The 24,168-nt window shown below is 45.3% G+C and carries 16 protein-coding genes, 2 tRNA genes and 1 other RNA gene; 14 read left to right on the top strand and 5 right to left on the bottom strand.

Annotation, left to right across the window (positions count from 1 at the left end):
* Position 1: 1 nt before the first annotated feature.
* Together LIQ05_RS18235 and LIQ05_RS18230 are read right to left on the bottom strand one after the other, a co-directional pair.
* Positions 2-86, bottom strand: a tRNA-Leu gene (locus tag LIQ05_RS18235).
* Between the two features lie 67 nt (positions 87-153).
* Positions 154-238 (bottom strand) — tRNA-Leu (locus tag LIQ05_RS18230).
* Between the two features lie 213 nt (positions 239-451).
* Between LIQ05_RS18230 and LIQ05_RS18225 the strand changes: the two genes are divergently transcribed.
* The 8 genes from LIQ05_RS18225 (at position 452) to rnpB (ending at position 9,653) form a co-directional block, all read left to right on the top strand.
* Complete coding sequence (locus LIQ05_RS18225) at positions 452-1,462, top strand: deoxyguanosinetriphosphate triphosphohydrolase (RefSeq protein ID WP_226822792.1); 1,011 nt, start codon at positions 452-454, stop codon at positions 1,460-1,462.
* Between the two features lie 256 nt (positions 1,463-1,718).
* Positions 1,719-3,512, top strand: coding sequence for a DNA primase (gene dnaG / locus LIQ05_RS18220; RefSeq protein WP_226822791.1), 1,794 nt, complete (start codon positions 1,719-1,721; stop codon positions 3,510-3,512).
* A gap of 38 nt (positions 3,513-3,550) precedes the next feature.
* Positions 3,551-4,678: an RNA polymerase sigma factor RpoD gene (gene rpoD / locus LIQ05_RS18215; protein WP_226822790.1), complete on the top strand. Its 1,128-nt coding sequence runs from the start codon at positions 3,551-3,553 to the stop codon at positions 4,676-4,678.
* Positions 4,679-4,688: 10 nt separating this feature from the next.
* Entirely contained in the window at positions 4,689-5,486 is a 798-nt protein-coding gene (locus LIQ05_RS18210) for a tRNA (adenine(22)-N(1))-methyltransferase (RefSeq protein WP_226822789.1), read from the top strand.
* Positions 5,476-6,258, top strand: coding sequence for a Nif3-like dinuclear metal center hexameric protein (locus LIQ05_RS18205; protein ID WP_226822788.1), 783 nt, complete (start codon positions 5,476-5,478; stop codon positions 6,256-6,258). Before LIQ05_RS18210 ends, LIQ05_RS18205 begins: the two co-directional genes overlap by 11 nt.
* Before the next feature lie 136 nt (positions 6,259-6,394).
* Positions 6,395-8,059 (top strand): nucleoside kinase, encoded by a 1,665-nt coding sequence (locus LIQ05_RS18200; RefSeq protein WP_226822787.1) that lies wholly within the window; start codon positions 6,395-6,397, stop codon positions 8,057-8,059.
* A 216-nt stretch (positions 8,060-8,275) separates the two neighbouring features.
* The gene (locus tag LIQ05_RS18195; RefSeq protein WP_226822786.1) at positions 8,276-9,184 is read left to right on the top strand and encodes a type IV pilin protein; all 909 of its coding nucleotides are present in this window, start codon (positions 8,276-8,278) and stop codon (positions 9,182-9,184) included.
* Between the two features lie 117 nt (positions 9,185-9,301).
* Positions 9,302-9,653, top strand: an RNA gene (rnpB, locus tag LIQ05_RS18190) — RNase P RNA component class A.
* 255 nt (positions 9,654-9,908) lie between these two features.
* Here rnpB and LIQ05_RS18185 read toward each other — a convergent pair.
* The 3 genes from LIQ05_RS18185 to LIQ05_RS18175 all read right to left on the bottom strand — a co-directional run bounded on the left by LIQ05_RS18185 (position 9,909) and on the right by LIQ05_RS18175 (position 11,729).
* Positions 9,909-10,346 (bottom strand): aspartate carbamoyltransferase regulatory subunit, encoded by a 438-nt coding sequence (locus LIQ05_RS18185; protein WP_118578704.1) that lies wholly within the window; start codon positions 10,344-10,346, stop codon positions 9,909-9,911.
* Positions 10,340-11,263, bottom strand: coding sequence for an aspartate carbamoyltransferase (gene pyrB / locus LIQ05_RS18180; RefSeq protein WP_148462381.1), 924 nt, complete (start codon positions 11,261-11,263; stop codon positions 10,340-10,342). The genes LIQ05_RS18185 and pyrB overlap by 7 nt, the downstream gene beginning before the upstream one ends.
* A 76-nt stretch (positions 11,264-11,339) precedes the next feature.
* Positions 11,340-11,729, bottom strand: a complete 390-nt coding sequence (locus tag LIQ05_RS18175; protein ID WP_226822785.1) for a putative ABC transporter permease — start codon at positions 11,727-11,729, stop codon at positions 11,340-11,342.
* A gap of 307 nt (positions 11,730-12,036) precedes the next feature.
* Here LIQ05_RS18175 and LIQ05_RS18170 point away from each other — a divergent pair, with 307 nt between their 5' ends.
* The 6 genes from LIQ05_RS18170 to LIQ05_RS18145 all read left to right on the top strand — a co-directional run.
* Complete coding sequence (locus tag LIQ05_RS18170; RefSeq protein WP_226822784.1) at positions 12,037-13,332, top strand: bifunctional folylpolyglutamate synthase/dihydrofolate synthase; 1,296 nt, start codon at positions 12,037-12,039, stop codon at positions 13,330-13,332.
* Between the two features lie 120 nt (positions 13,333-13,452).
* A complete protein-coding gene (gene pheA / locus LIQ05_RS18165) occupies positions 13,453-14,583 on the top strand; it encodes a prephenate dehydratase (protein WP_226822783.1) in 1,131 nt (376 codons plus the stop codon).
* 223 nt (positions 14,584-14,806) lie between these two features.
* The gene (locus LIQ05_RS18160) at positions 14,807-16,114 is read left to right on the top strand and encodes an ATP-binding protein (protein WP_226822782.1); all 1,308 of its coding nucleotides are present in this window, start codon (positions 14,807-14,809) and stop codon (positions 16,112-16,114) included.
* 23 nt (positions 16,115-16,137) lie between these two features.
* Complete coding sequence (locus LIQ05_RS18155; RefSeq protein WP_226822781.1) at positions 16,138-17,673, top strand: HD domain-containing protein; 1,536 nt, start codon at positions 16,138-16,140, stop codon at positions 17,671-17,673.
* Between the two features lie 11 nt (positions 17,674-17,684).
* The gene (locus LIQ05_RS18150) at positions 17,685-19,844 is read left to right on the top strand and encodes an RNA degradosome polyphosphate kinase (protein WP_226822780.1); all 2,160 of its coding nucleotides are present in this window, start codon (positions 17,685-17,687) and stop codon (positions 19,842-19,844) included.
* 282 nt (positions 19,845-20,126) lie between these two features.
* Positions 20,127-24,168 (top strand): immunoglobulin domain-containing protein (locus tag LIQ05_RS18145; protein WP_226822779.1); only part of this gene is annotated, 4,042 nt, incomplete at its 3' end.

Below are 24,168 nucleotides of genomic sequence, written 5' to 3'. Positions count from 1 at the left end.
ATGCGGAAGATGGGACTTGAACCCACACAAGCGCAATGCTTACAAGATCCTTAGTCTTGCTCGTCTGCCAGTTCCGACACTTCCGCATACCGCATTTCACAGAGGTAAACCTCTTCGCGATAAAATATGAAATTGTGACTATTTAAATAGTCATGCGGAAGATGGGACTTGAACCCACACGAGCGCAATGCTCACAAGATCCTTAGTCTTGCTCGTCTGCCAGTTCCGACACTTCCGCATATCGCATTTCTCTCGGAGAAATGTTTCTTTCTCGCTGCGACGGATATTAGTATAACAAAGGGGTATATGATTGTCAACACATTTTTTGAAAAAAATTAAAAATTTTCAAGTTTTTTTTGAAAAAAAGAGGAATTTGAAATTTTGTGTAGAATATAATTAATAGGAGGAAGATTATCAGCGCACCTGTCAGTCTTTGGAGGATAGAAGATATATGAATATCAGAGAGAGCATGGAAGAAAGAGAACTGGAACTTTTAAGTCCCTATGCGGCATACAGCGGACGTTCCAGAGGAAGAGACCGGGAGGAAGAAGAATGTGATGTCCGCACCGTATATCAGAGAGACCGGGACAGAATCCTGCACAGCAAGGCATTTCGCAGGATGAAGGATAAGACACAGGTCTTCCTGGCACCAGAGGGAGACCACTACCGGAACCGGCTGACCCACACCCTGGAGGTTTCCCAGATCGCCAGGACTATTGCCAAGGCACTTCGGCTGAATGAAGATCTGGTGGAAGCCATTGCCCTTGGACATGATCTAGGGCATACGCCTTTTGGCCATTCCGGAGAAAACGCTCTTAATACGGTTCATCCAGAAGGCTTTGCCCACTATCGGCAGAGCGTCCGTGTGGTGGAAGTCCTGGAGAAAAATGGCGATGGCCTGAACCTTACCTGGGAGACAAGAGACGGAATCCTGAACCACCGCACCAGTGGTCATCCTTCCACTCTGGAAGGCCAGGTAGTCCGTTTTTCCGATAAGATCGCCTATGTGCATCACGATATGGATGATGCACAGCGGGCAGGGATCATTACAGAGAAGGATATTTCAGCAAGTCTCCGGGATTTTCTTGGACAGACCACAAGAGAGCGGTTGAACACATTTGTGCACGATATCATTGAGCACAGCATTGATCAGCCTGCTATCCAGATGTCCGCTCCTGTAGAACAGGCTCTTATGGATCTTCGGGCAGAGATGTTCCAGAAGGTATATCTGAACCCCATTGCGAAGAAGGAAGAATCCAAAGCGATCAAAATGCTGACAGAATTATATGTGTATTACATAGATCACCCCGAAGCAATGTCAAAGGAGTACATCGCTCTTATTGAGAAAAAGGGTGTTCCAAAGGACCGGGCGGTATGCGACTGGCTGTCAGGAATGACCGACCAGTACTCCATGAAGAAATTCAAGGAGATTTTTATACCAAGAGCCTGGGAGGTATATTAGTTACTATTCATTGCCAATATTCCGCGAGGTGTTTTGGGTGAACAAAGTTCACAGAAAACCCGAGAATCTCGGCGCGAAATCATGCGAATGCATGATTTCTGTGCATCGCGAAGCGGTTACTGTTCGCGGAGCGAGCAGTAACGTATATTAAAAAGCATAGACAAAATACTTATAATAAGTTATAATATTTGTTTACGGCTGAAACTGTACGGCACATTTGGGGACGTGCAGCACACTATGTGTAAGGAGGATAAGCATGCGTTATTCCGACGATATCATTGAAGAAGTGCGAATGAAAAATGATATTGTAGACGTGATATCCCAGTATGTAAGACTGACCAGAAGAGGAAGCTCCTATTTTGGTCTGTGTCCTTTTCATAATGAGAAGACCCCTTCCTTTTCCGTAACGCCGTCCAAGCAGATGTATTACTGCTTCGGCTGCGGAGCTGGAGGAAATGTATACAATTTTGTAATGCAATATGAGAATTATTCTTTTGGAGAAGCCCTCTCCCATCTGGCAGAGCGCGCCGGGGTGGAGCTTCCCAGGATCGAATACTCCAAAGAAGCAAGGGCGAAGGCCGAGAAGCGTGCCACCCTGCTTGAGATCAATAAAAAAGCAGCCCAGTATTTTTACTACCAGCTGCGCCGCGACAATGGAAAAATCGCCCATGAGTATCTCACTGGCAGAGGATTAAGCGAAGAGACCATCCAAAAATTTGGGCTGGGCTATTCGGACAAGTACAGCGATGACCTGTACAAATATCTGAAATCCCAGAATTACAGTGATGAGCTTCTTCGGGAATCCGGACTGTTCAATGTAGATGAGCGCCAGGGCATGTATGACAAGTTCTGGAACCGTGTTATTTTTCCTATTATGGATGTAAATAACAGGGTGATCGGGTTTGGAGGACGAGTTATGGGAGACGGTAAACCCAAGTATCTGAACTCGCCGGAGACTCAGATCTTTGATAAGAGCCGCAATCTTTACGGACTTAATATTGCCAGAACGACTAGAAAAAATTATCTGATCCTTTGCGAAGGCTATATGGATGTGATCTCTATGCACCAGGCTGGCTTTACCAATGCGGTGGCTTCCCTGGGAACGGCACTTACATCCGGACATGCCAGCCTGGTGAAGCGGTATACCAAGGAAGTGCTTCTTCTCTATGACAGTGATGAAGCTGGTGTGAAAGCCGCATTGAGAGCGATTCCCATTCTCAGGGAGGCTGGGGTAAATTCCAGAGTGGTAAACCTGCGGCCCCACAAGGATCCGGATGAGTTTATCAAGGCAGAGGGCGCCGAGGCCTTTGAGAAAAGGCTGGAAGCTGCCACCGACAGCTTCATGTTCCGTGTGAGCATCGCTTTCGGGGATTTCCCCATGGATGAGCCCCAGGGACAGAACCGGTTCTTTGAGCGGTGTGCCCAGTATCTGCTGGAGCTTTCCGACGAACTGGAGCGGAACCTTTACATTGAAGCCATTGTAAAGGAATACCGTAAGTACGGGATCAGTGTGGAAGACCTTCGGAAGAGAGTGAATACCCTGGCTATGAAGGGAACGCCTGCTGAGAAGCGGATCCAGCCGAAATCCGGCGGTTCTCCCATGAAAAAAAGGGAGAATGCTTCTGACAAATCCCAGAAGCTGATGCTTACCTGGCTTGTCACCTATCCGGGAATCTTCGACACAGTGGAGAAATATCTTTCCCCTTCTGATTTCGTAGTCCCCCTTTATAAAGAGGTGGCGGAAATGCTTTGGAAGCAGCACAAAGAGGGTGAGGTGAACCCGGCCAGGCTTATGAATGCTTTTACAGACAGCGAGGAACAGCGGGAAGTGGCATCCCTCTTTAATGCCACGATCCATCTTGAGACAAAGGAGGAACAGCAGCGGGCATTTTCCGATGCTTTGATCCGGATCAGGCAGGAAAGTCTGGAGGAAAAAAATAAAAACTGGGATCCGACCGATATGGAAGCGTTACAGGAGCTTGTAAAGGCCAAGAAGGATCTGGAAGAGCTTGGAAGAAAAAGGCAGCAATTGCATATTTCTTTTGAATAAGGATAAAATATTAACACTATATGGAGGTTAGAGTACCTATGGAAATGAATATGGGCAAATTCAGTGAGAAACTGGTGGGACTTCTGGAGCTTGCAAAAAAGAAGAAAAATGTACTGGAATATCAGGAAATCAGTGATTATTTCAAAGACCAGCCACTGGATGCGGAACAGATGGACAAGATCTTCGATTTCCTTGAGGCAAGTGGGATAGATGTGCTGCGTATCACAGAGAACAGTGCAGATGACCTTATGCTGGACGATGATATGGATATTGATGGTCTGGACGATGAGGAAGAAGTAGAGCTGGACAAGATCGATCTTTCCGTTCCGGAAGGTGTGAGCATTGAGGATCCGGTTCGTATGTATCTGAAAGAAATCGGTAAAGTTCCGCTTCTTTCAGCAGAAGAAGAAATCGAGCTTGCAAAGAAAATGGAACAGGGCGACGAAAATGCCAAGAAGCGTCTGGCAGAAGCCAACCTTCGTCTTGTTGTCAGCATTGCAAAGCGTTATGTAGGACGTGGAATGCTTTTTCTGGATCTGATTCAGGAAGGCAACCTTGGTCTTATCAAGGCTGTTGAAAAATTTGATTACCGAAAAGGTTACAAGTTCAGTACCTATGCTACCTGGTGGATCCGTCAGGCTATCACAAGAGCCATTGCAGACCAGGCGCGTACCATCCGTATTCCGGTGCATATGGTTGAGACGATCAACAAGCTGATCCGCGTTTCCAGACAGTTACTCCAGGAGCTTGGACGTGAACCTACTCCGGAGGAAATCGCGGAAGAGATGGACATGCCGGTTGACCGTGTGCGTGAGATCCTGAAGATTTCTCAGGAGCCGGTTTCTCTGGAGACCCCTATTGGTGAGGAGGAGGACAGCCATCTTGGAGATTTTATCCAGGATGATAATGTTCCAGTTCCGGCGGATGCAGCAGCATTTACTCTTTTGAAGGAACAGCTGGTAGAGGTTCTTGGAACTCTTACTGAGAGAGAACAGAAGGTCCTCCGCCTTCGTTTCGGACTTGATGATGGACGTGCAAGAACCCTTGAGGAAGTTGGCAAGGAGTTTAACGTTACCAGAGAGCGTATCCGCCAGATTGAGGCAAAGGCTCTTCGTAAGCTCCGTCATCCAAGCCGCAGCCGCAAGCTGAAGGATTACCTGGACTAAGGAGAGTACTATGCAGTTATCCTTACGACTGTCTGCAATCGCAGACCTGGTGACAGAAGGAAACCGGCTGGTAGATGTGGGATGCGATCATGGATATCTGCCGGTATACCTGATACAGCAGAAAAAAATTCCATCCGCCATTGCAATGGATGTGCGCAAAGGTCCCCTTTCCAGGGCACAGGAACATATCCAGCAGTATGGACTGGAGGAATACATACAGACCCGGCTCTCAGACGGACTTGAAGGCTTGAAAGCTGGAGAGGGAGACACCCTTGTGATCGCAGGTATGGGCGGTCCCCTTATGGAAAGGATTCTCACAGATGGCAGGTCTGTGAGAGATTCTTTTTCTGAGCTGATTTTACAGCCCCAGTCCGATATTCCCCATTTTCGCAGATTTATCCAGTCTGAAGGCTGGGAGATCACGGAAGAGAAAATGGTGGAAGAGGATGGGAAATTTTATCCCATGATGCGGGTGGTGTATGGAGCCTGTTTGAAAAATAACGTGGATTCTTTCACAAAAAATACGTCTGTGAAAGCCGCTTCTTCTGAGAATCTGCATGCTGATGAATGGGCAGAAACGCCGGAGAATCCAGCTGCTTACACCTTGGAGGAAGCCTTTGGCAAATATCTTCTTCAGGAAAAGAACCCAGTGCTTTTTCATTATCTTCAGCGGGAATCCCGGATCCGCTCCCAGATTCTGGAACAATTGGAAACGGCACCGAAGGCAGAGGCAGTTACTGCCCGCATTTTGGAAGTAAAGGAGGAGGCGCAGCTGATCGCTGCTGCGCTGGCAGAATATGAAGGTTAAAGAACTGACAGACTGGCTGGGAGGAAATTTTCCGGCAGCAGTTGCAGAGGACTGGGACAATGTGGGACTTCTTACAGGAGATGACGAGAGTGAGGTAAAACATGTCTTTCTTGCCCTTGATCTTACCGAAGCAGTGTTAGACGAGGCTATCCGGGCTGGCGCTGACATGATCGTTACCCATCATCCTATGATCTTTTCCGGTATTAAGAAGATCAATAATCACAGCTTTACAGGACGGAAGATTATCAGTCTGGTGCGCCATGGAATATCTTATTATGCAATGCACACCAACTATGATATTCTGGGAATGGCAGATTTAAGTGCCGGATATCTGGAACTGTCAGATACGAAGGTACTTTGTGCCACCGGGGAAAAAGACGGGGAGCCCATTGGCTTTGGACGTGTAGGAAATCTGCCTTGTGAGATGACTTTAAAGGAGTACGCCCTTCTTGTAAAGAAGAACCTGAAGCTTTCAGATGTGAAAGTGTACGGAAATCTGGAACAGACTGTGAAAACAGCTGCCGTATGTACCGGCTCTGGTAAAAGCATGATCCAGGATGTGCTTGCAGCCGGGGCAGATGTATATGTGACAGGTGATATTGACCATCATACCGGAATTGATACCGTAGCCCAGGGGCTTGCAATCATTGACGCAGGTCATTACGGTACGGAATATATTTTTATGGAAGATATGAAGGAAAGACTGGCAAAAGCGTTTCCGGAGCTTACAGTCAGCTGCGCAAAGGTGAGAAGCCCGTATACCATATTATAGGGTTGAGACCTGTTGTGGATGGTGGGATGACGTCCGTCTGGAGATAAAATGGGTTGTCAGAATAATATTGTCTGGTTTTGGAAAATGTGATTTATGTTTAGCCTGATTGATCTTTCGGATCAGAAAAGGAGATTTTATGGATCATGCAGTGAAACTTACAATCAATGGGGAAACCAGAGAGTTTCCCATGGGAATTACCTACAAAGAAGTTGTAAAAGAGTACGAAAAGACCAGCCCGGCCCCTGTTATTCTTGTAATTGCAGGAGGCAAGATCTGTGAGCTTCATAAAAAAGCAGAACGGGACGGCGAAGTCCGGCTGGTCACCACAAAAGACAGCATTGGAAATAAAACCTATAAGCGAACAGCATGTCTGGTGCTTTTAAAGGCAATTTACGATCTTGCAGGCAAAGAAAAAGTAGATAAAGTGGTGCTTCATTATTCTGTAGGAAGCGGTTTTTACTTTACCATGGCGGGAGAACAGAAGCTGGATCAGGCATTTCTTGACCAGGTAAAGAAGCGGATGACAGAGCTGGTGGAGCAGAAAATCCCGGTGAAGAAACGAAGCGTAGGAACAGATGAAGCAATTGCACTTTTTCATCATCACAGAATGTATGATAAAGAGAAGCTGTTCCGCTATCGCAGGGTTTCCAGGGTAAATATTTACAGCATAGAGAATTTCGAGGACTATTTTTACGGGGCAATGGCTTACGATACCGGCTATGTGCCATATTTTGACCTGAAGCTGTATGATGAAGGCTTTGTGCTGATTCTGCCGGAGGCTAAGGCTCCGGATGTGCTTCCGGAATTCCAGCCCCAGGAGAAGATTTTCCAGGTGCAGAAGGATTCTGAAGAGTGGGGCAGAAAGCTGGAAATCTCCACAGTAGGTGAGCTGAATGACCAGATCGTTTCCCAGGGGATACAGAAGATCCTTCTCATGCAGGAGGCCATCCAGGAGTCTGGAATTGCCAGAATTGCAGAGCAGATCGTGGAGTCCGGAAACAAGAAGTTCGTCATGATCGCCGGCCCGTCCTCCTCTGGTAAGACTACCTTTTCCCACAGGCTTTCCATTCAGCTGGCAGCACATGGAATGAAGCCACATCCCATTGCTGTTGACAATTATTTTGTAAACAGAGAGCATACCCCGCTGGATGAATTCGGGGAAAAGGATTACGAGTGTCTGGAAGCCATTGATGTGGAGCAGTTCAATAAAGATATGCTGGCACTTCTTAATGGAGAGAGAGTAGAACTTCCGGTGTTCAACTTCAAGACCGGGCAGAGAGAGTATAAAGGTGATTTTCTCCAGCTGGGAAAAGAAGACATCCTTGTTATTGAGGGAATCCACGGCCTGAATGACAAATTAAGCTATGCACTTCCAAAGGAGAGCAAGTTCAAAATCTATATCAGTGCCCTCACCCAGCTGAACATTGATGAACACAACCGGATTCCTACCACGGACGGCAGGCTGATCCGCAGGATCGTCCGGGACGCAAGAACCAGAGGAACCTCAGCCAGCGAGACCATTGCAAGATGGCCCTCTGTAAGACGCGGCGAGGAGAAAAATATTTTTCCATACCAGGAAGAAGCGGATGTTATGTTTAACTCGGCACTGATCTATGAACTGGCATGTCTGAAGGTATACGCAGAGCCTCTTCTCTTCGGAATTTCCAAGGAGGAGCCGGAATATCTGGAGGCAAACAGGCTGCTGAAATTTTTTGATTATTTTGTAGCTGTGCCAAGCGAGGAAGTGCCTAATAATTCCCTGTTAAGAGAATTTATAGGGGGAAGCTGTTTTAACACCTGATGATACAGATGTGCTTGTAAGAAATTGAGGGTTACTGTTCACTCCGTTCACAGAAACGCGCTCCGCGATGCACAGAAAAACGAACCTTCTTGTGACAAGCACAAGAAGTAACGTTTGCTGCGCAAACTTAATTCTCGGGTTTTCTGTGAACTACGTTCACAAAAAACACCTCGCGGAATGTCACCAGTGAACAGTAATAATTGAGGAGTATTTTATATGAAAAAAAGTCGCGAAGGCTTTACATTGGCTGAGCTTTTGATTGTGGTTGCAATTATTGCGGTACTGGTGGCTGTTGCAATACCTGTTTTCGGAAACCAGTTGGAAAAAAGCAGGGAAGCAGCAGACCTTGCAAATGTACGCGCTGCTTATGCAGAAGTGCTGACTGAGGCAAACATGGGAAACTACGATAAAGTGGTTACTGTCGATTTGAAACAGAAACAGAATGACTGGCAGTCGGCGGATATAATTACAATTGGAGGAATCAGCCATTCGGTAAAGGAAAGCGATACGGCGAATTGGATTGGAAAGCCAGGAGCAGGTGGACAATGTAAGATTTCGTTTACCCAGGAAAAGGGAACCAAATTTGTGTGGAGCGGGAATGGGACTTCTGCGCCAAATAGCTATGACATGAGTGAGAATTTCTTTAAAACTCTGGAAAACAGTGGCTGTCTGAGTGATGCGAAGATAAGTTCAAACAGTAATTTTGAAATTGATTCGAAAGCGAGTTTTTCAACTTTTGTCCCGAAAATTGAAAAAGTATTGGGCGAACAAAGTCTGCTGAAGAATGGTACATGGGCGTTTCTTGGAAATGGAAATTCAGACAAAGCATCTGAAAGATATTTGTTTTGGACTTCATTTGATACTAATCAGGTGGGAGCTGGTAAGACAATACCAATATTGATTCAAAGAGGAGATGGAAAATATTACGTCTCGAAATCTCAAACGGCCGAGAGAAAGAAAGGAGATGTAACATATGTGGCAATTTCCAATCACCTTTATAATAAATGGGGGTATGAAGGGGTTATTAAGGCCGGGGACGGTAAAGCGTATAGCTCTCTGTCAGAAGCCTATGCTGCATATGAGAAGGAACTTGAAAAGAAAGAGTATAAAGATTTACTCAAGTGATTATTTACAGGGTTACTGTTTACTCCGTTTACCGTAACCTTAACAGGTCCTACGACAGGGAGAAATGAGAAATAGTGCTTTACATCTTACCACAATAATGTTAAAATAGCACTTGCGCAAGCAGGCCAGGTGATCGCGGCTGGACAGACGAAAGGGTTCAGACGAGGAAAGTCCGGGCTTCACAGGGCAGGATGCCGGATAACGTCCGGTGGAGGCAACTCCCAGACCAGTGCAACAGAAATAAACCGCCATGGCTTGCCATGGTAAGGGTGGAAAGGCAGTGTAAGAGACTACCGCCGTCCTGGTAACAGGCCGGGCACATGTAAACTCCATTCGAAGCAAGACCGAGCAGAAAGCGATACGGCGGCCCGTCGTGCTTTCAGGTAGGTCGCTTGAGCCTTTCGGCAACGGAAGGCCTAGACAGATGATCACTCAACGACATAACCCGGCTTATCGGTCTGCTTGCGTATTTAAGAATCGGATTGTATGATACAATGTGATATTTAACCTGAGAAGGTTCAGCACTGCTGGATTTTCCCAGGTTTTTTATGTAATAGGAAATTGCTCCGTAATGTTCCTATTACATAAAAACGCTCCGATACCAGGGCCCAAAGGTCTTTTTCCACTCTCAAACACGCTCTAAGGCAAAAAAAGTGGAAGCTGTATTCAGCTTCCACAATAAAATATCAATATTGTTATAAAAACAATGATTTACAGAGAAAACTTATTTATTTCTGTGACCGGAGTATTTCTCCTCACAATATTTACATCTGTAAACCTCATTCTCCTCATCAGCCAGAACAAACACCTGATCCAGTCCCTGCTCGATAGAAGTGATACAGCGGGGATTCTTACATCTGATCACGTTTACAACCTGCTTCGGAAGACGAAGGTCTTTTTTCTCAACGATCTTCTCATCCTTAATAATATTTACGGTGATATTGTGATCAATGAAACCAAGGATATCCAGATCCAGATCTTCAATCGGGCACTCAACCTTGATGATGTCTTTTTTGCCCATCTTATTGCTCTTTGCGTTCTTGATGATCGCAACAGTACAATCAAGCTTGTCAAGCTTCAGGTCATGATAAATAGTCATAGCCTTGCCGGCTTTGATATGGTCTAATACGAAACCTTCACGAAGTGCTCCAACATTTAACATGGCAGTTCCACCTCCAATAATGTAAGAATCAGGGCCATACGGACATATACACCGTACTGGGCCTGTTTAAAGTATGCAGCTCTCGGATCGCTGTCCACTTCAACAGAAATTTCGTTAACACGAGGAAGCGGATGAAGAATGTACATGTCATCCTTTGCAAGGGAAAGCTTCTGCTTGTCCAGTATGTAGAAATCCTTCATACGAACATAATCTTCCTCATTGAAGAAACGCTCCTTCTGAACACGTGTCATGTAAAGAATGTCAAGCTCCGGAATTGCATCCTCCAGACGTTCTACTTCTAAGAACTCAATGTTGTTCTTCTTCAGCACATCCTCACGGATATAGCTTGGAATACGAAGCTCTTCCGGAGAAATCAGTACGAATTTTACATTGTTGTAGCGAACCAGTGCCTCAATCAGGGAATGAACGGTACGTCCGAATTTCAGATCTCCGCACAGACCGATTGTAATGTTATCAAGACGACCCTTTAAGGAGCGGATGGTGAGTAAGTCTGTAAGTGTCTGGGTAGGATGCTGATGACCGCCATCGCCGGCATTGATAACAGGAATATTAGAAACCATAGAAGCTACCAGCGGAGCACCTTCTTTCGGATGACGCATAGCACAGATGTCTGCATAGCAGGAAACAACACGAATGGTATCGGCAACGGTTTCCCCTTTCGCTGCGGAACTGGAATCTGCAGATGAGAAACCAAGAACCTTACCGCCAAGGTTCATCATAGCAGCTTCAAAACTGAGACGGGTACGGGTACTTGGCTCATAGAAAAGTGTGGCAAGCCGTTTGTCGTCACAGGTATGTGCGTATTTTTTGGGGTTTTTCTCAATATCGCTGGCAAGATCCAGAAGCTTCTCAAGCTCCGGAACACTAAGATCCAGCGGACTCATTAAGTGTCTCATGATATACCTCCATTATGAGTGTGTTTTTTTGGTTCAAAATCTCTTCGACCTATCATATACTACTTGGAATGATTTTTCAAGAAGATTTTGTAAGTATTTTTTCGAAAAACAATCCGGTGAGAAACCAGACCGGAAGATAGTCCAGACGGATGATCCCTTTATATTGATGGGGCGCTCCGGAATAGTCCCAGGGGCACATGTGAAAAGCCTGTAAAACAGAACCGCTGGTAAATTCCCCAAGGTAAAATCCGGCGGTGTAGAGGAAGCCACGCAGGAGTATGGGAAGGCTTTTCAGCCTTTTGTATGCAGGCAGGATCAAGGCTGCGCAGCCATAAATGGGGAACATAAGAAGGGAGGTGGTGCCCTTCATGGCTGCATCTCCCCGAAGCAGGGAATGGAGCCCCGTCCAAAGAATTTCCAGGCACCAGCCCGTAAAACCGCAGAAGAGAAATGGGTGTTTTTTCATATGTTCAGCCTCCTCGTATAAGAACTATATTTTATTCCGTTCATGCCAATTCGATAGTTAAAAATAACATTCCCATTCTTGCTTATTTTATTCTACAAGGGTATAATGGAGGAAATATGCAAGGCGTAGCATTGCGTATTTCCGATACGCAAACGTAGCAAAGCGGAGTTTGCGGTTCCCGCCAAAATATGCAAGGCGTAGCATTGCGTATTTCCGATACGCAAACGTAGCAAAGCGGAGTTTGCGGTTCCCGCCAAAATATGCAAGGCGTAGCATTGCGAATATTAATAAATGAGGAGTTTTTATTATGGACTATCAGGAGTGTCGGGCCTACATCGACGATTCAACGAAATATGGTTCCGTATTGGGACTGGATAATATGCGTGAAATGCTGGCGCGCCTTGGAAATCCACAGGATGCGCTTTCCTATGTGCATGTTGCCGGAACCAATGGAAAAGGCTCGGTAATTGCGTATTTATATAGGACCCTTACAAGAGCCGGCTATAAAGTTGGCAGATACATATCTCCAACTCTCTATTCCTACAGAGAACGTCTGGAGATCGCTGGGGAGAAGATTTCCCGGGAAAAATTTGCGAAGCATGTGACAACAATTTCCCAGGCAATTGCCAGGATGACAGAAGCCGGGCTGAATCATCCCACCCCTTTTGAAATCGAAACTGCTGCAGCATTTTTATATTTTAAAGAAGAAAACTGTGATCTGGTCCTTCTGGAGACTGGAATGGGCGGCAATCTGGATGCCACCAACATTGTAAAAACTACCAAACTGGCCATACTGGTTTCTATCAGTATGGATCATATGTCATTTCTTGGAAATACCCTTGGAGAAATTGCAGAGAAAAAAGCCGGGATCATTAAAAGCGGCTGCCATGTGGTGACGACGAAGCAGCAGCCAGACGCTGCCCAGGTGATCAAGGATACGTGCAGCCGGCTTGAGGTTCCCTGTGTGGTATCTGATCCAGATGAAGCAGTTCTGGAAGCAGAGAGTGTATTTGGACAGAGATTTTCCTATAAAGGGGAAGTATTTGAGATTTCCCTTGCAGGCGTTTACCAGAAGGAAAATGCAGTGCTGGCATTAAATGCACTGGAAGAACTGGATCAGCTTGGCTGGCATACCACCATGGAACAGCGAAAGGACGGGCTTCTGCACACAAGCTGGAAGGGAAGATTTACGGTAATCTGTAAAAAGCCCCTTTTTATTGTGGATGGGGCTCACAACGCAGGTGCCGCAGACAAGATGGCAGAATCCATCCGTCATTATTTTAAAGGGAAAAAACTGATCTATATTATGGGCGTATTTGCGGATAAAGAATATAACCTTGTCCTTGAGAAAACAGCGCATTTTGCAGAGAAAATTTATACCATAGAGACACCGGATAATCCACGGGCATTGCCGGCAGAAGAGCTGGCGAAGGCTGCGCGGGTGTATAATTCCAGTGCGGAGAGTACTAAGAGTATAAAGGAAGCGGTTGAGAAGGCTTTTCATTATGCTGACGACGATAAGGATAGTGTGATCCTGGCGTTTGGGTCTCTTTCATTTATTGGAGAGCTTACAAGGGCAGTAGAAGAAACGTGCAAAAAATGAGCTGCCGGACTTTGAACTGGGGAAATATTGTGCGAAGTGGAGCATGGAACAGTTGAAGCTACAGTGCATAGTCAGAGTACAGGGAGAATTATAAAATACAGGAATTTGAGAGGAAACAATATGACAGATTTGCAGGAATGCAGACGGAAAATAGACGAAATTGACAACCAGATGGTAGAGCTTTTCGAGAAACGAATGAAGGTCTGCGAGGAAGTTGCAGAGTATAAGATCCGCACTGGAAAGAAGGTGCTGGATCCGGAACGGGAATGTGCCAAGCTGGAAGAAATCCGGAAAAAAGCCCATGGAGAATTCAATGAGCTTGGTGCACAGGAGCTTTTTCAGCAGATCATGGCAATCAGCAGAAAACGCCAGTACCAGCTTCTTACCCAGTATGGTCCTAAAGAGGAAGAGGATTTCCAGATGGTAGACCAGCTTCCAAGAAATAATGTGACCGTTGTTTTCCAGGGGGTAGAAGGTGCTTACAGCTACGGTGCCATGCGTGCTTATTTCCAGGAGGATATTAAAAGCTATCATGTGAAGCTGTTTCGGGATGCCATGGAAGAAGTAGCAGCTGGAAGAGCCGATTATGCAGTTCTTCCTATTGAAAATTCCACAGCGGGAATTGTGGCGGACATTTATGACCTTCTTACCGAATATAATTTGTTTATTGTGGGAGAACAGGTGCTGAAGGTAGAGCATGTACTGCTTGGTATGCCTGAAGCAGAGCTTTCCGATCTATCCTGTGTCTATTCCCATCCACAGGGACTTGCCCAGTGCAAGGAATATCTGGAAACGCATAGAAACTGGAAGCAGGCAGCAGTAAGCAATACTGCAGCTGCAGCCAAGAAGGTCAGCGAGGAGCAGGATAAGACACACGCGGCGATTGCAAGCCGGGATGCAGGAGAACTTTATAATCTGAAGGTTCTGGCAGAGAATATCTGCAAAAATGACAGCAACGTGACCCGGTTTATTATTCTGGCGAAAAAGCCGGTTTATGAGAATAACAGCTCCAGGATCAGCGTGTGCTTTGAGGCGCGCCACGAGAGCGGAACACTTTACAACGTGCTCTCCCATATGATCTATAATGGCCTGAACATGACTAAGATCGAGTCACGCCCCATTGTTGGCAAGACCTGGGAATACCGTTTCTTCGTGGATTTCGAAGGAAATTTACGGGACAGCGCAGTGAAAAATGCCCTGCGTGGCATGGAAGCGGAGACCAGTTATTTGAAAATTCTGGGCAATTATTAATTGCAGAAGATAATTTTGGAGATACGGCTCCACTATAATTGTTAAAAATTAACCAAAGAATTTAAGAAAGTTTTATCTATTTTTAATATAAGAAAAGTAAAATGGAAAAACGGTTGCAAATACAGGAATTTACGAATCTGGACGCGTACCGGTAGGAAGACCGCAAATAGTAGTCTGGAAAATAGAAACATGTAAATGCACCATGGATTGAGAGGAAACAAAAATGGCAAGAACAGAAGAATGTATCCTTTACCGCGATTTTGAAAACGGTGGGGTACTGCATACAATGACATCACTGATGAACAGCTATGAAGCAGAAGAAGATCTGGGAAACCGTAAGGAAGAATTTTTCCACATGGTTGGCAGTCTGGTGGAAATGGCAGGCATGTACGGATTTTCCGGAAATCTGTGGCACACATATCTGACACAGCTTCTGGTCAATCACGAGAACGCATTCAGCACCGCTTCCGAGATCCGGGGAGCCGTGGAGGGTAGTATTAATCACCTGGCACTTCATGATTTCCAGATTTTCAAGGAGCTCTATGATTTTGATCTTGCTGTTTTTGACAAGGCTTTCGGAACAGGCTGTGCAGGTTTTCTTTGCAGCTATGTGAATACAGGATGTAACAGCAAGGTATATAACCAGCGTATCTGTGACAGAATCTGCGATATGAGCAAAACACTGGCAGAGGCTGCGACTGTGGAAGAATTTATGGCAGACATGGTACAGTTCTACAAGGATTTCGGTGTGGGTAAGCTGGGACTGAACAAGGCATTTCGTATTGAGCATGGCATGGACGGCAAGCCGGTGATCGCACCGATTACCAGAATTGCCCATGTAAATCTGGACGATCTGGTTGGATATGAGATCCCTAAGCAGAAGCTGATTGAGAATACAGAAGCCTTTGTAAGAGGAAGAAAGGCCAACAACTGTCTCCTTTTTGGTGATGCAGGAACTGGTAAATCCTCCAGTATCAAGGGAATCCTGAACCGCTACTATGATGAAGGGCTTCGTATTATCGAGGTGTACAAGCATCAGTTCCAGGATCTGAATGATGTGATCGCACAGATCAAGAACCGGAACTATAAATTTATTCTTTACATGGACGATCTTTCCTTTGAGGAATTTGAAATCGAATATAAGTATCTGAAAGCAGTGATCGAAGGCGGCCTTGAGAAAAAGCCGGACAACATTCTGATCTATGCAACCAGCAACCGGCGTCATCTTGTACGTGAGAAATCAGGGGATAAGCTGGAGGTGGCAGACGATGAAGATCTGCATTCCTCAGATACTGTACAGGAGAAGCTTTCCCTGGTTTACCGTTTTGGTGTGCGCATCTATTTCGGAGCACCGAACAAGAAAGAATTCCAGAATATTGTAACTACGCTGGCCCAGCGCTATGGCGTTACAATGCCAACAGAAGAACTCCTTATGAAGGCAAATGCCTGGGAGCTTTCCCACGGCGGCCTGACAGGAAGAACCGCACAGCAGTTTATTGACCATATTCTGGGTACAAGTGAAGAAAAATAATCCTTGGCAGGAGGGAGAAATGTATGGCAGTGACCACATTTGCGGCAATTGATATCAGTTCCTATGAGATCACCATGAAAATTTTCGAATTTTCCAAAAAGGGCAGCTTTCGGACGGTGGACGATATCCGGTATCGTCTGAATCTTGGAGTAGGGGTGTATTCCGGCGGGACCATGGAGGTAGACAAGGTAGATACCATCTGTGAGGTTCTGAATGATTTTAAGCGGATCATGGCAGAGTACGGGGTGAAGGAGTACCGCGCCTGCACCACCAGTGTGTTCCGCGAGATGAAGAATCCGATCATTATCATTGATCAGATTTACAGAAGAACCGGAGTTTATGTAGAAGTGTTAAGCAATGCAGAACAGCATTTCCTTGGCTATAAGTCCATCGCAGCCATTGAGAACGGCTTCAAGAAAATGATCCAGAAGGGAACAGCCATTCTGGACGTAGGAGGCGGAAACCTGCAGATCTCCCTGTTTGACAAGGATACGCTTGTTACTACCCAGAGCCTGAAAATGGGAAGCGTGCGTATCCGCCAGCGTTTGAAAGAGCTGGAGAAAACCAACACCAACTATGCACAGCTGGTAGAGGAATTTATCCGCAATGACCTGACAGGCTTTAAGCGCCTTTACCTGAAGGACCGGGACATTAAGAATGTGATTCTTATGGGAGATTTCCTTACAGAGACCATTTTCCGGGAAGAGAGACAGGATAATATTCTCACAAAAGCAGAGTTTGAGAAGCGCTATGAGAACACAGTCTATAAGACAGAGGAGTCTCTGGCAGAGGAGATGGACATTGATCCGGAGTATGCCACTCTCATTGTGCCGACTATGGTCATCTGTAAGGACTTTATGGATCTTTTCAATGCAGAGTCTTTGTGGATGCCGGGTGTATCTCTTCTTGACGGTATTGCCTATGACTTCGGGGAAAAGAAGAATTTTATCAAGAGTGCACACAATTTCGAAAATGATATTCTGGTGGCATCCAGGAACATTGCCAAACGTTATTCCACTGGAAAAGACCATATCAAGGGTACTACCGACCTGGCACTGGCCATTTTTGACAGCATGAAGAAGGTTCATGGAATGGGAGACAGGGAGCGTCTGCTTCTTCAGATTGCGGTTCAGCTTCATGACTGTGGAAAATACATCAGCATGGGTGATGTGGCAGAGTGTTCTTACCAGATCATTATGGCCACAGAGATCATCGGACTTTCCACAGAAGAGCGCCAGATCATTGCAAATGCAGTGCGCTATAACACCACAGAATTTGTTTATTACAGCGAGATTGCAGGGGAGATCGGAATGGACCGTTCCGTATATCTGCTGATCGCCAAGCTGACCGCGATCCTTCGTATTGCAAATGCCATGGACCGCAGCCATTATCAGAAGGTAAAGAATATGAAGGCTGTGCTTAAGGACAGAACCCTGCTTCTCACCGTAGATTCTGAGCAGGATATTTCCCTGGAGCTTGGGCTTCTTATGGATAAAGTTGAGTTTTTTGAAGAGGTATTTGGCATCCGTCTGGTATTCAGACGTAAGAGAAAAGTGTGAGGAGGGGCACAATGGATCTGAAAAATTTTGAAAAACCGGAGTATTTCGTGAACAGGGAGTTAAGCTGGCTGAAGTTTGACGACCGTGTTCTCTCAGAAGCAAGAGATAAAAGCCTGCCATTATTTGAAAGGCTGAAATTTACCAGCATTGTATCTTCCAACCTGGATGAGTTCTATATGGTCCGTGTGGCTTCTTTGAAGGATCAGGTGCACGCTGGCTATGAGAAAACAGATATTGCCGGAATGAGTCCTAAGGAGCAGCTAAAAGAGATCAGCGCCCAGACTCATGAGCTTGTCCGTTCCCAGTACAGCACCCTGAACCGCTCCCTTCTTCCGGCATTGGAGAAGGTTGGGCTGCATCTGGTGATGGAGCATGAGAAATTAAACCAGGAGCAGCAGGAGTATGTGGACCGTTATTTTGATGACAATGTTTATCCGGTCCTTACACCTATGGCCATGGATTCTTCCAGACCGTTCCCGCTGATCCGCAACAAGACCCTGAATATTGGTGCCCTGATTTCCAGGAAAGACAAGAAAAAGGGAAAAGAGGTGCTGGTATTTGCCACTGTGCAGGTGCCATCTGTACTGCCCCGTGTCATTGTGATCCCATCTGATAAAAAAGAGGATACCACAGTGATCCTTCTGGAGGAGATCATTGAGCGCAATATCGATAAGCTTTTCCTTGGCTATGACGTGGTTTGTGCACATCCATACCGTATTATGAGAAATGCGGACCTTTCCATTGATGAGGATGGCGCAGAGGATCTTCTGGTAGAGATCCAGAAGCAGCTGAAGAAGCGCCAGTGGGGCGAGGTGATCCGCCTGGAAGTGGAGGATAAGACAGATTCCAGACTCCTTGGCATTCTGAAAAAAGAATTTGACATTAAGGAAGAGGATATTTTCTATATTAACGGACCGCTGGATCTGACCATGCTGATGAAGGTTTACGGACAGGATGGCTTTGACCAGTACAAAGAGCCGAAATATACACCTGCTGTGGTACCTGCATTTGCAGATACCAGCAAGGATATTTTCCAGGTGATCCGTGAGGGAGATGTGTTCCTTCACCATCCATATATGAGCTTTGACCCGGTTGTGAACTTTGTCCGCCAGGCGGCTAAGGATCCGGATGTACTGGCAATCAAGCAGACGCTGTACCGTGTCAGCGGAAATTCCCCGATCATTGCAGCACTTGCCCAGGCAGCAGAGAATGGCAAACAGGTTTCCGTTCTGGTAGAGCTGAAGGCACGTTTTGATGAGGAACACAACATTGTGTGGGCGAAAATGCTGGAAAAAGCAGGCTGTCACGTTATTTACGGTCTGGTTGGACTGAAGACACATAGTAAGATCACTCTTGTGGTCCGCCGTGAGGATACGGGAATCCGCCGTTATGTTCATCTGGCAACCGGTAATTATAATGATTCTACTGCCAAGCTGTATACAGACTGCGGTATCTTTACCTGCGACGAGCGTTTCGGCGAGGATGCTACAGCGGTATTTAACATGTTATCTGGATATTCCGAGCCGAAGAGCTGGAACCGTCTGATCGTTGCCCCGATCTGGATGAAGGATCGTTTCCTGAAGCTGATCGAAAGAGAGGCGGAGCATGCCAAGAAGGGAATGCCGGCTATGATCGTGGCGAAGATGAACTCTCTTTGCGATCCGAAGATCATTGCAGCTCTTTATCATGCTTCCTCCTGTGGCGTGCAGATTTACCTGTTGATCCGCGGTATCTGCTGTCTGAGAGTGGGAATCCAGGGGGTGAGTGAGAATATCCATGTGCGTTCCATTGTAGGAAACTTCCTGGAGCACAGCCGTATTTTCTATTTCCACAATAACGGAAGCGATGAGATCTATATGGGCAGTGCAGACTGGATGCCCCGTAATCTGGACCGCCGTGTGGAGATCGTTTTCCCGGTTGAGGACGAGCAGATCAAGAACGAGATCAAGCATGTACTGGACCTGGAATTCCGCGACAATGTGAAAGCCCACCTTCTCCAGCCAGACGGAACCTACGAGAAGCAGGACAAGAGAGGCAAGCTTCTCATCAATTCCCAGATGGAATTCTGCAAGGAAGCCACTGAGAGGGCAGACGCATTAAAGAAAAAAGAAAAACACGAAAATTCCCGCGTATTTATTCCAGCAGAACCGGCGGAGGATACGGAAGAATAAGAGATTGGAACTGAATTAAGAAATAGTAGGAAAGCTGTTGTTTTACAGGCTGCGCCCGGTGCGAAGTGCTGGTAAAACGACAGCTTTTTTTGCAGGCACGCTCTAGAGCCTGTTTGGTCTAATGTGTGGAGTTTATTAGGCAAAGTGTACAAATTTAAGATTTCAAAATTGGATGAAAAGTGCACAGAATTTAATTGAAAATATAGATAAAATCCGTTAAAATTAGTTTATAATTGATTGCTGCACAGCAGTAGATCGAAAAAATAAACGGGAGGAATACACATGAAGAGAAAACGAATAGCACTGTTTATGGCGCTGGCTATGACCGTGACTTCTCTTCCGGCAAACAGCCTGATGGTCAGTGCTGCGGAAGAAACAGACGGATTTATAGCTGGAGATGAGATCAGTGCGGAAGTGGAAAGCAGCGAGGGCACAGCTGACGGATTTGCAGTAGAAGAGGCTGCATCGGACGCGGGCGGGGCTGGAGCGGATGCTTTTGAAAGCGCAGATGCGGAAGATGGATTTACATCTGACGAGGGTGCTGCCGGAGCAGAGTCAGATTTCCAGGCAACGGAAGAACCGCAGGAAACAGAGAATCTGGTTTCACCAGAGAGCATAGATGTTAATTATAATACAGACCACTGGCCGAATGTAAAACTTTATGACCGTGTAGAACTTACGTCAGAGGCTTATTCTACAGATGGCTCGGCATTGACTTATCAGTGGTATGAATGTGACTGGGACAAGAACTTCGAAGACAAAGTTCCGATAGAAGGTGCAACCGGTTCTGTACTTGTAATTGAAAGCGCTGTGCAGTCTAAGCTTTATTATTGTGTTACAACTGATGCAGATGGGCTCTCACAATATGAGTATTATGGCGTCAGGGTAAAAACGATTGCCCTGGAAAACAGTGAAGATGAGGACAATCGTTATGAAGATGTATCTGTCAAGGTACATGAACAAAAAGCCTTGAAATCTGCTGCATATTCACTGCTGGGAAAAGATCTTAAATATCAGTGGAGCAAATGGAATGCAGAAAAAGATGACTATGAAGTAATTGAGGGAGCGGACCAGGCTACCTATGTTATGGAGGATGTTGCAGCGAAGGGTATTTATTGCTGCCGGATTTCTGATGATAATTACGAATGTCATGAGTATTTTAATGTAAGTGTAGATTCCGGGCTTAGGTATGAAGATGAGGATAACTCTGGACTTTGGGAAGAGATAGAGGCTGGCGAAAGCAAAACCTTGAAAACAACCATCATTGCCGATGAAGGAGTGGCTCTTAGTTATCAATGGTATCAATGGAAATCAAATGGCGAGACTGAAGAATGGGTTGAAATTTCTGGGGCAACAGGAGCTGAATTTACAACAGGCGCATTAAATAGAAGTGTTCGCTATAAATGTATCGTAGCAGATCCATATGAAAATAATCTGGATGAATACTTCAATATAAATGTGAAGAGTCTGCAAATTGAAGGAGAGTCTGAGCAGGATGTAAAAGTTGATTTTGATGCTACTGTGGAATTAAAGGTTTCTGCTTCTTCCAAATTGACAGATAAACTGACTTATCAGTGGTTCCGTAGAAATGAGGAAGGCGATGGGGAAGAAATCGAAGGGAACAAAGATAAAGCCAGCCTGAAGGTTGAAAATATAACGAAAAATGCAGAATATTATTGCCGTGTTTCTGATGGAAACGAAGAGCAGTATGTTAATTTTAATCTCAAGATAGATTCTGGGTTAAAAATTGATTATAGTGCTACCCAGACAGAATTTGATGTAGATTATGACGGATCTGTTACAATGGAAGTCATAGCTAAAGCAAAGCCAGGAGTTGAACTGACATATCAATGGTATGTATGTGATGATGAAGAGGATGAACAAATAATTCCAGGTGTGAATCAGAACAATTATACAATTGAGAATATAAAAGAAAATCAATCATATGCTTGCCGGGTAACAGATGGCTATGGAAATCGTTTCATTATTAGCTTTGAAATTCATGTACGCCGTATTTTTGTAGGCGCTACAGGAAGAAGACTAACAATTGATCCAGGTGAGGCATTGGAACTGTCAGTTTCCGCTACATCTGTAACAGGTGAAGCACTTAGTTATCAGTGGTATAAAGCAAATGAAGAAGGATCCTACAAACCGCTGGAAGGTGAAAATGCTGAAAAACTGGCAACGGGTAGTTTGTGGGGCGATGCAAACTATTATTGTCGCATTAAAGACAGCAAAAGTACTGAAGAAGTATGGTTCCATGTGGAAATTGATTCCTGTATTGTATTTAAGGAGACAGAAACTTATAAAGAAGGCAAAGTTGGCAGCAAGGTAGTGCTTGATGCGGAAGCTGTTTCGGAAACCGGAGTAAATCTGACCTATCAGTGGTATGTGGAAACCTGGAAATATGATGAGTTTGAGAATGAGTATTTTGAACTTGAGCCTATTCAAGGTGCTGCTTCTCCAACTTGTGAAGTTGAGGTACAGAATTCTGAAAAAACCTATCGGTGTAAGGTAACCGGTTCCAATGGAGCGACAGCGGAACAGCGGTTCACAGTAAGAAGGTCTTCTAGCCTTTCTGGAGGACAAACGAAGACGATGACTGTGAAATTAGGAGAAAACGTTAATTTAACGACTGACATTACTGGCGCACAAGGCGAAGAACTTACATATCAATGGTTCCGCGTTGTTGATGAAGATGAAAATGAATATGTATCTGTAAATGGCGCAAATACTGCATCTTATAAGGTCGAAAATGTAACAAAAGAGACGAGTTATTATTGTGAAGTATCTAATGGAAAGGACTGGAGGCAACAATATTTTTATATTAATCCAGAGAGCGGTTTCGTTATAGATACAGATGAGATCCAGCCTATTGTCGTAAAAACTGGTACTGAGAATGTTCAGCTGAAAGTATCCGCAAAGTCTAATTACGACTTAAGCTATGAATGGTATTTTAGGAATAATAACGATGAGGATGTATGGACTAGGATTACGGACGCAAATGGAAGTATTTATACAGTGAAACGCGTAGAAAAGCAGTCTGTATCTTATAGGTGCAAAGTATCGGATGGATATAATTCTGCTTATGTATGGTTCGATGTATATGGACAACCGGATATTAGTTTTAGCAGCATTAAAAATGTATGGGTACCAAAAGGCACAGCTGCAACTCTGTCTGCAAATGCAGTAGCAGGGGCAAATTGTAAGAAGATGACTTATAAGTGGTATCAGTTTACACCAAATGGAGATTCAATGTGGACAGAATTGGCAAATGGTGACAAGTCTTCTTATACCACAGACGCTATTAATGAGCTTCGAAGATATTGCTGTGATGTTGCAGATGATTATGGAAGTGTCTCAACAATTGAAATTGTGGTAGGTCCACAGGAATTAAAAGAAAAGACTGCTGCAGAGCCAGAGACAGCTATTACACTTACAGCAGGAAAAAGAACGAGAGTTTCCACTCAATTAGCAGGTATGTACAAATATTATAAATTTGTACCAGATCGTTCCGGTATCTGGCAGTTCCAGGCTATGAGCAGCATGTCAACCTATGCAAGCCTGTATGATGCCCAGATGAATGAACTGACCAGCAGTAATGTAGATGGCTATTATTACAGATCCTTTAATGTGCAGTATAGTCTGGAAAAAGGAAAAACCTACTATCTGAAATGTGGCCGTAATGACTCTTACAGCACAAAGTCCTTCCTGATGGAAGCAAGTTTTGTAAAAGAAGATGTCCACAAACATGTATGGAATGCAGGTACCGTGAAGACCGCAGCTACCTGTGCAAAAGCAGGTACAAAGGTCTACACCTGTACTGGATGCGGACAGACCAAGGAAGAAACAATTCCAGCAACTGGAAAACACAACATGGTAACCAAGATTGACAAAGCAGCAACCTGCGGAGCAGCAGGAAGCCAGCATAAAGAATGCAGTGTTTGCGGTAAGAAAGACGCAGCGACTGCAATCCCGGCAACTGGAAAGCACAGCTTTGGCGAGTACACCGTAACCAAGGCTCCGACCGTTCTGGCAGCAGGTGTGAAGACCAGAACCTGTAAGGTTTGTGGTAAGACAGAGACAGCAGTGGTAGCGAAACTGAATGGAACCATAAAAGTGGTATCTGCGAAAGTGCCGCTTCAGCTGAAGAAGAAAGTGGCCCTTGGCAAACTGGTAACTGGATTGACAACAGGTGACTCTATCAATGCAGCAGCCTGCACCAGCAGCAAGCCATCTATCGCAGCAATCAGCGGCGGTAATGTAGTTGCTAAGAAAGCTGGTACTACCGTGATCACTGTGAAGCTTGCCAGCGGTGCATCCG

This window comes from Blautia glucerasea (assembly GCF_020537505.1).
Classification (GTDB): Bacteria; Bacillota; Clostridia; order Lachnospirales; family Lachnospiraceae; genus Blautia_A.
Note: the sequence above shows the minus strand (reverse complement) of the source record. Positions and strands in the feature narration are given on the sequence as shown.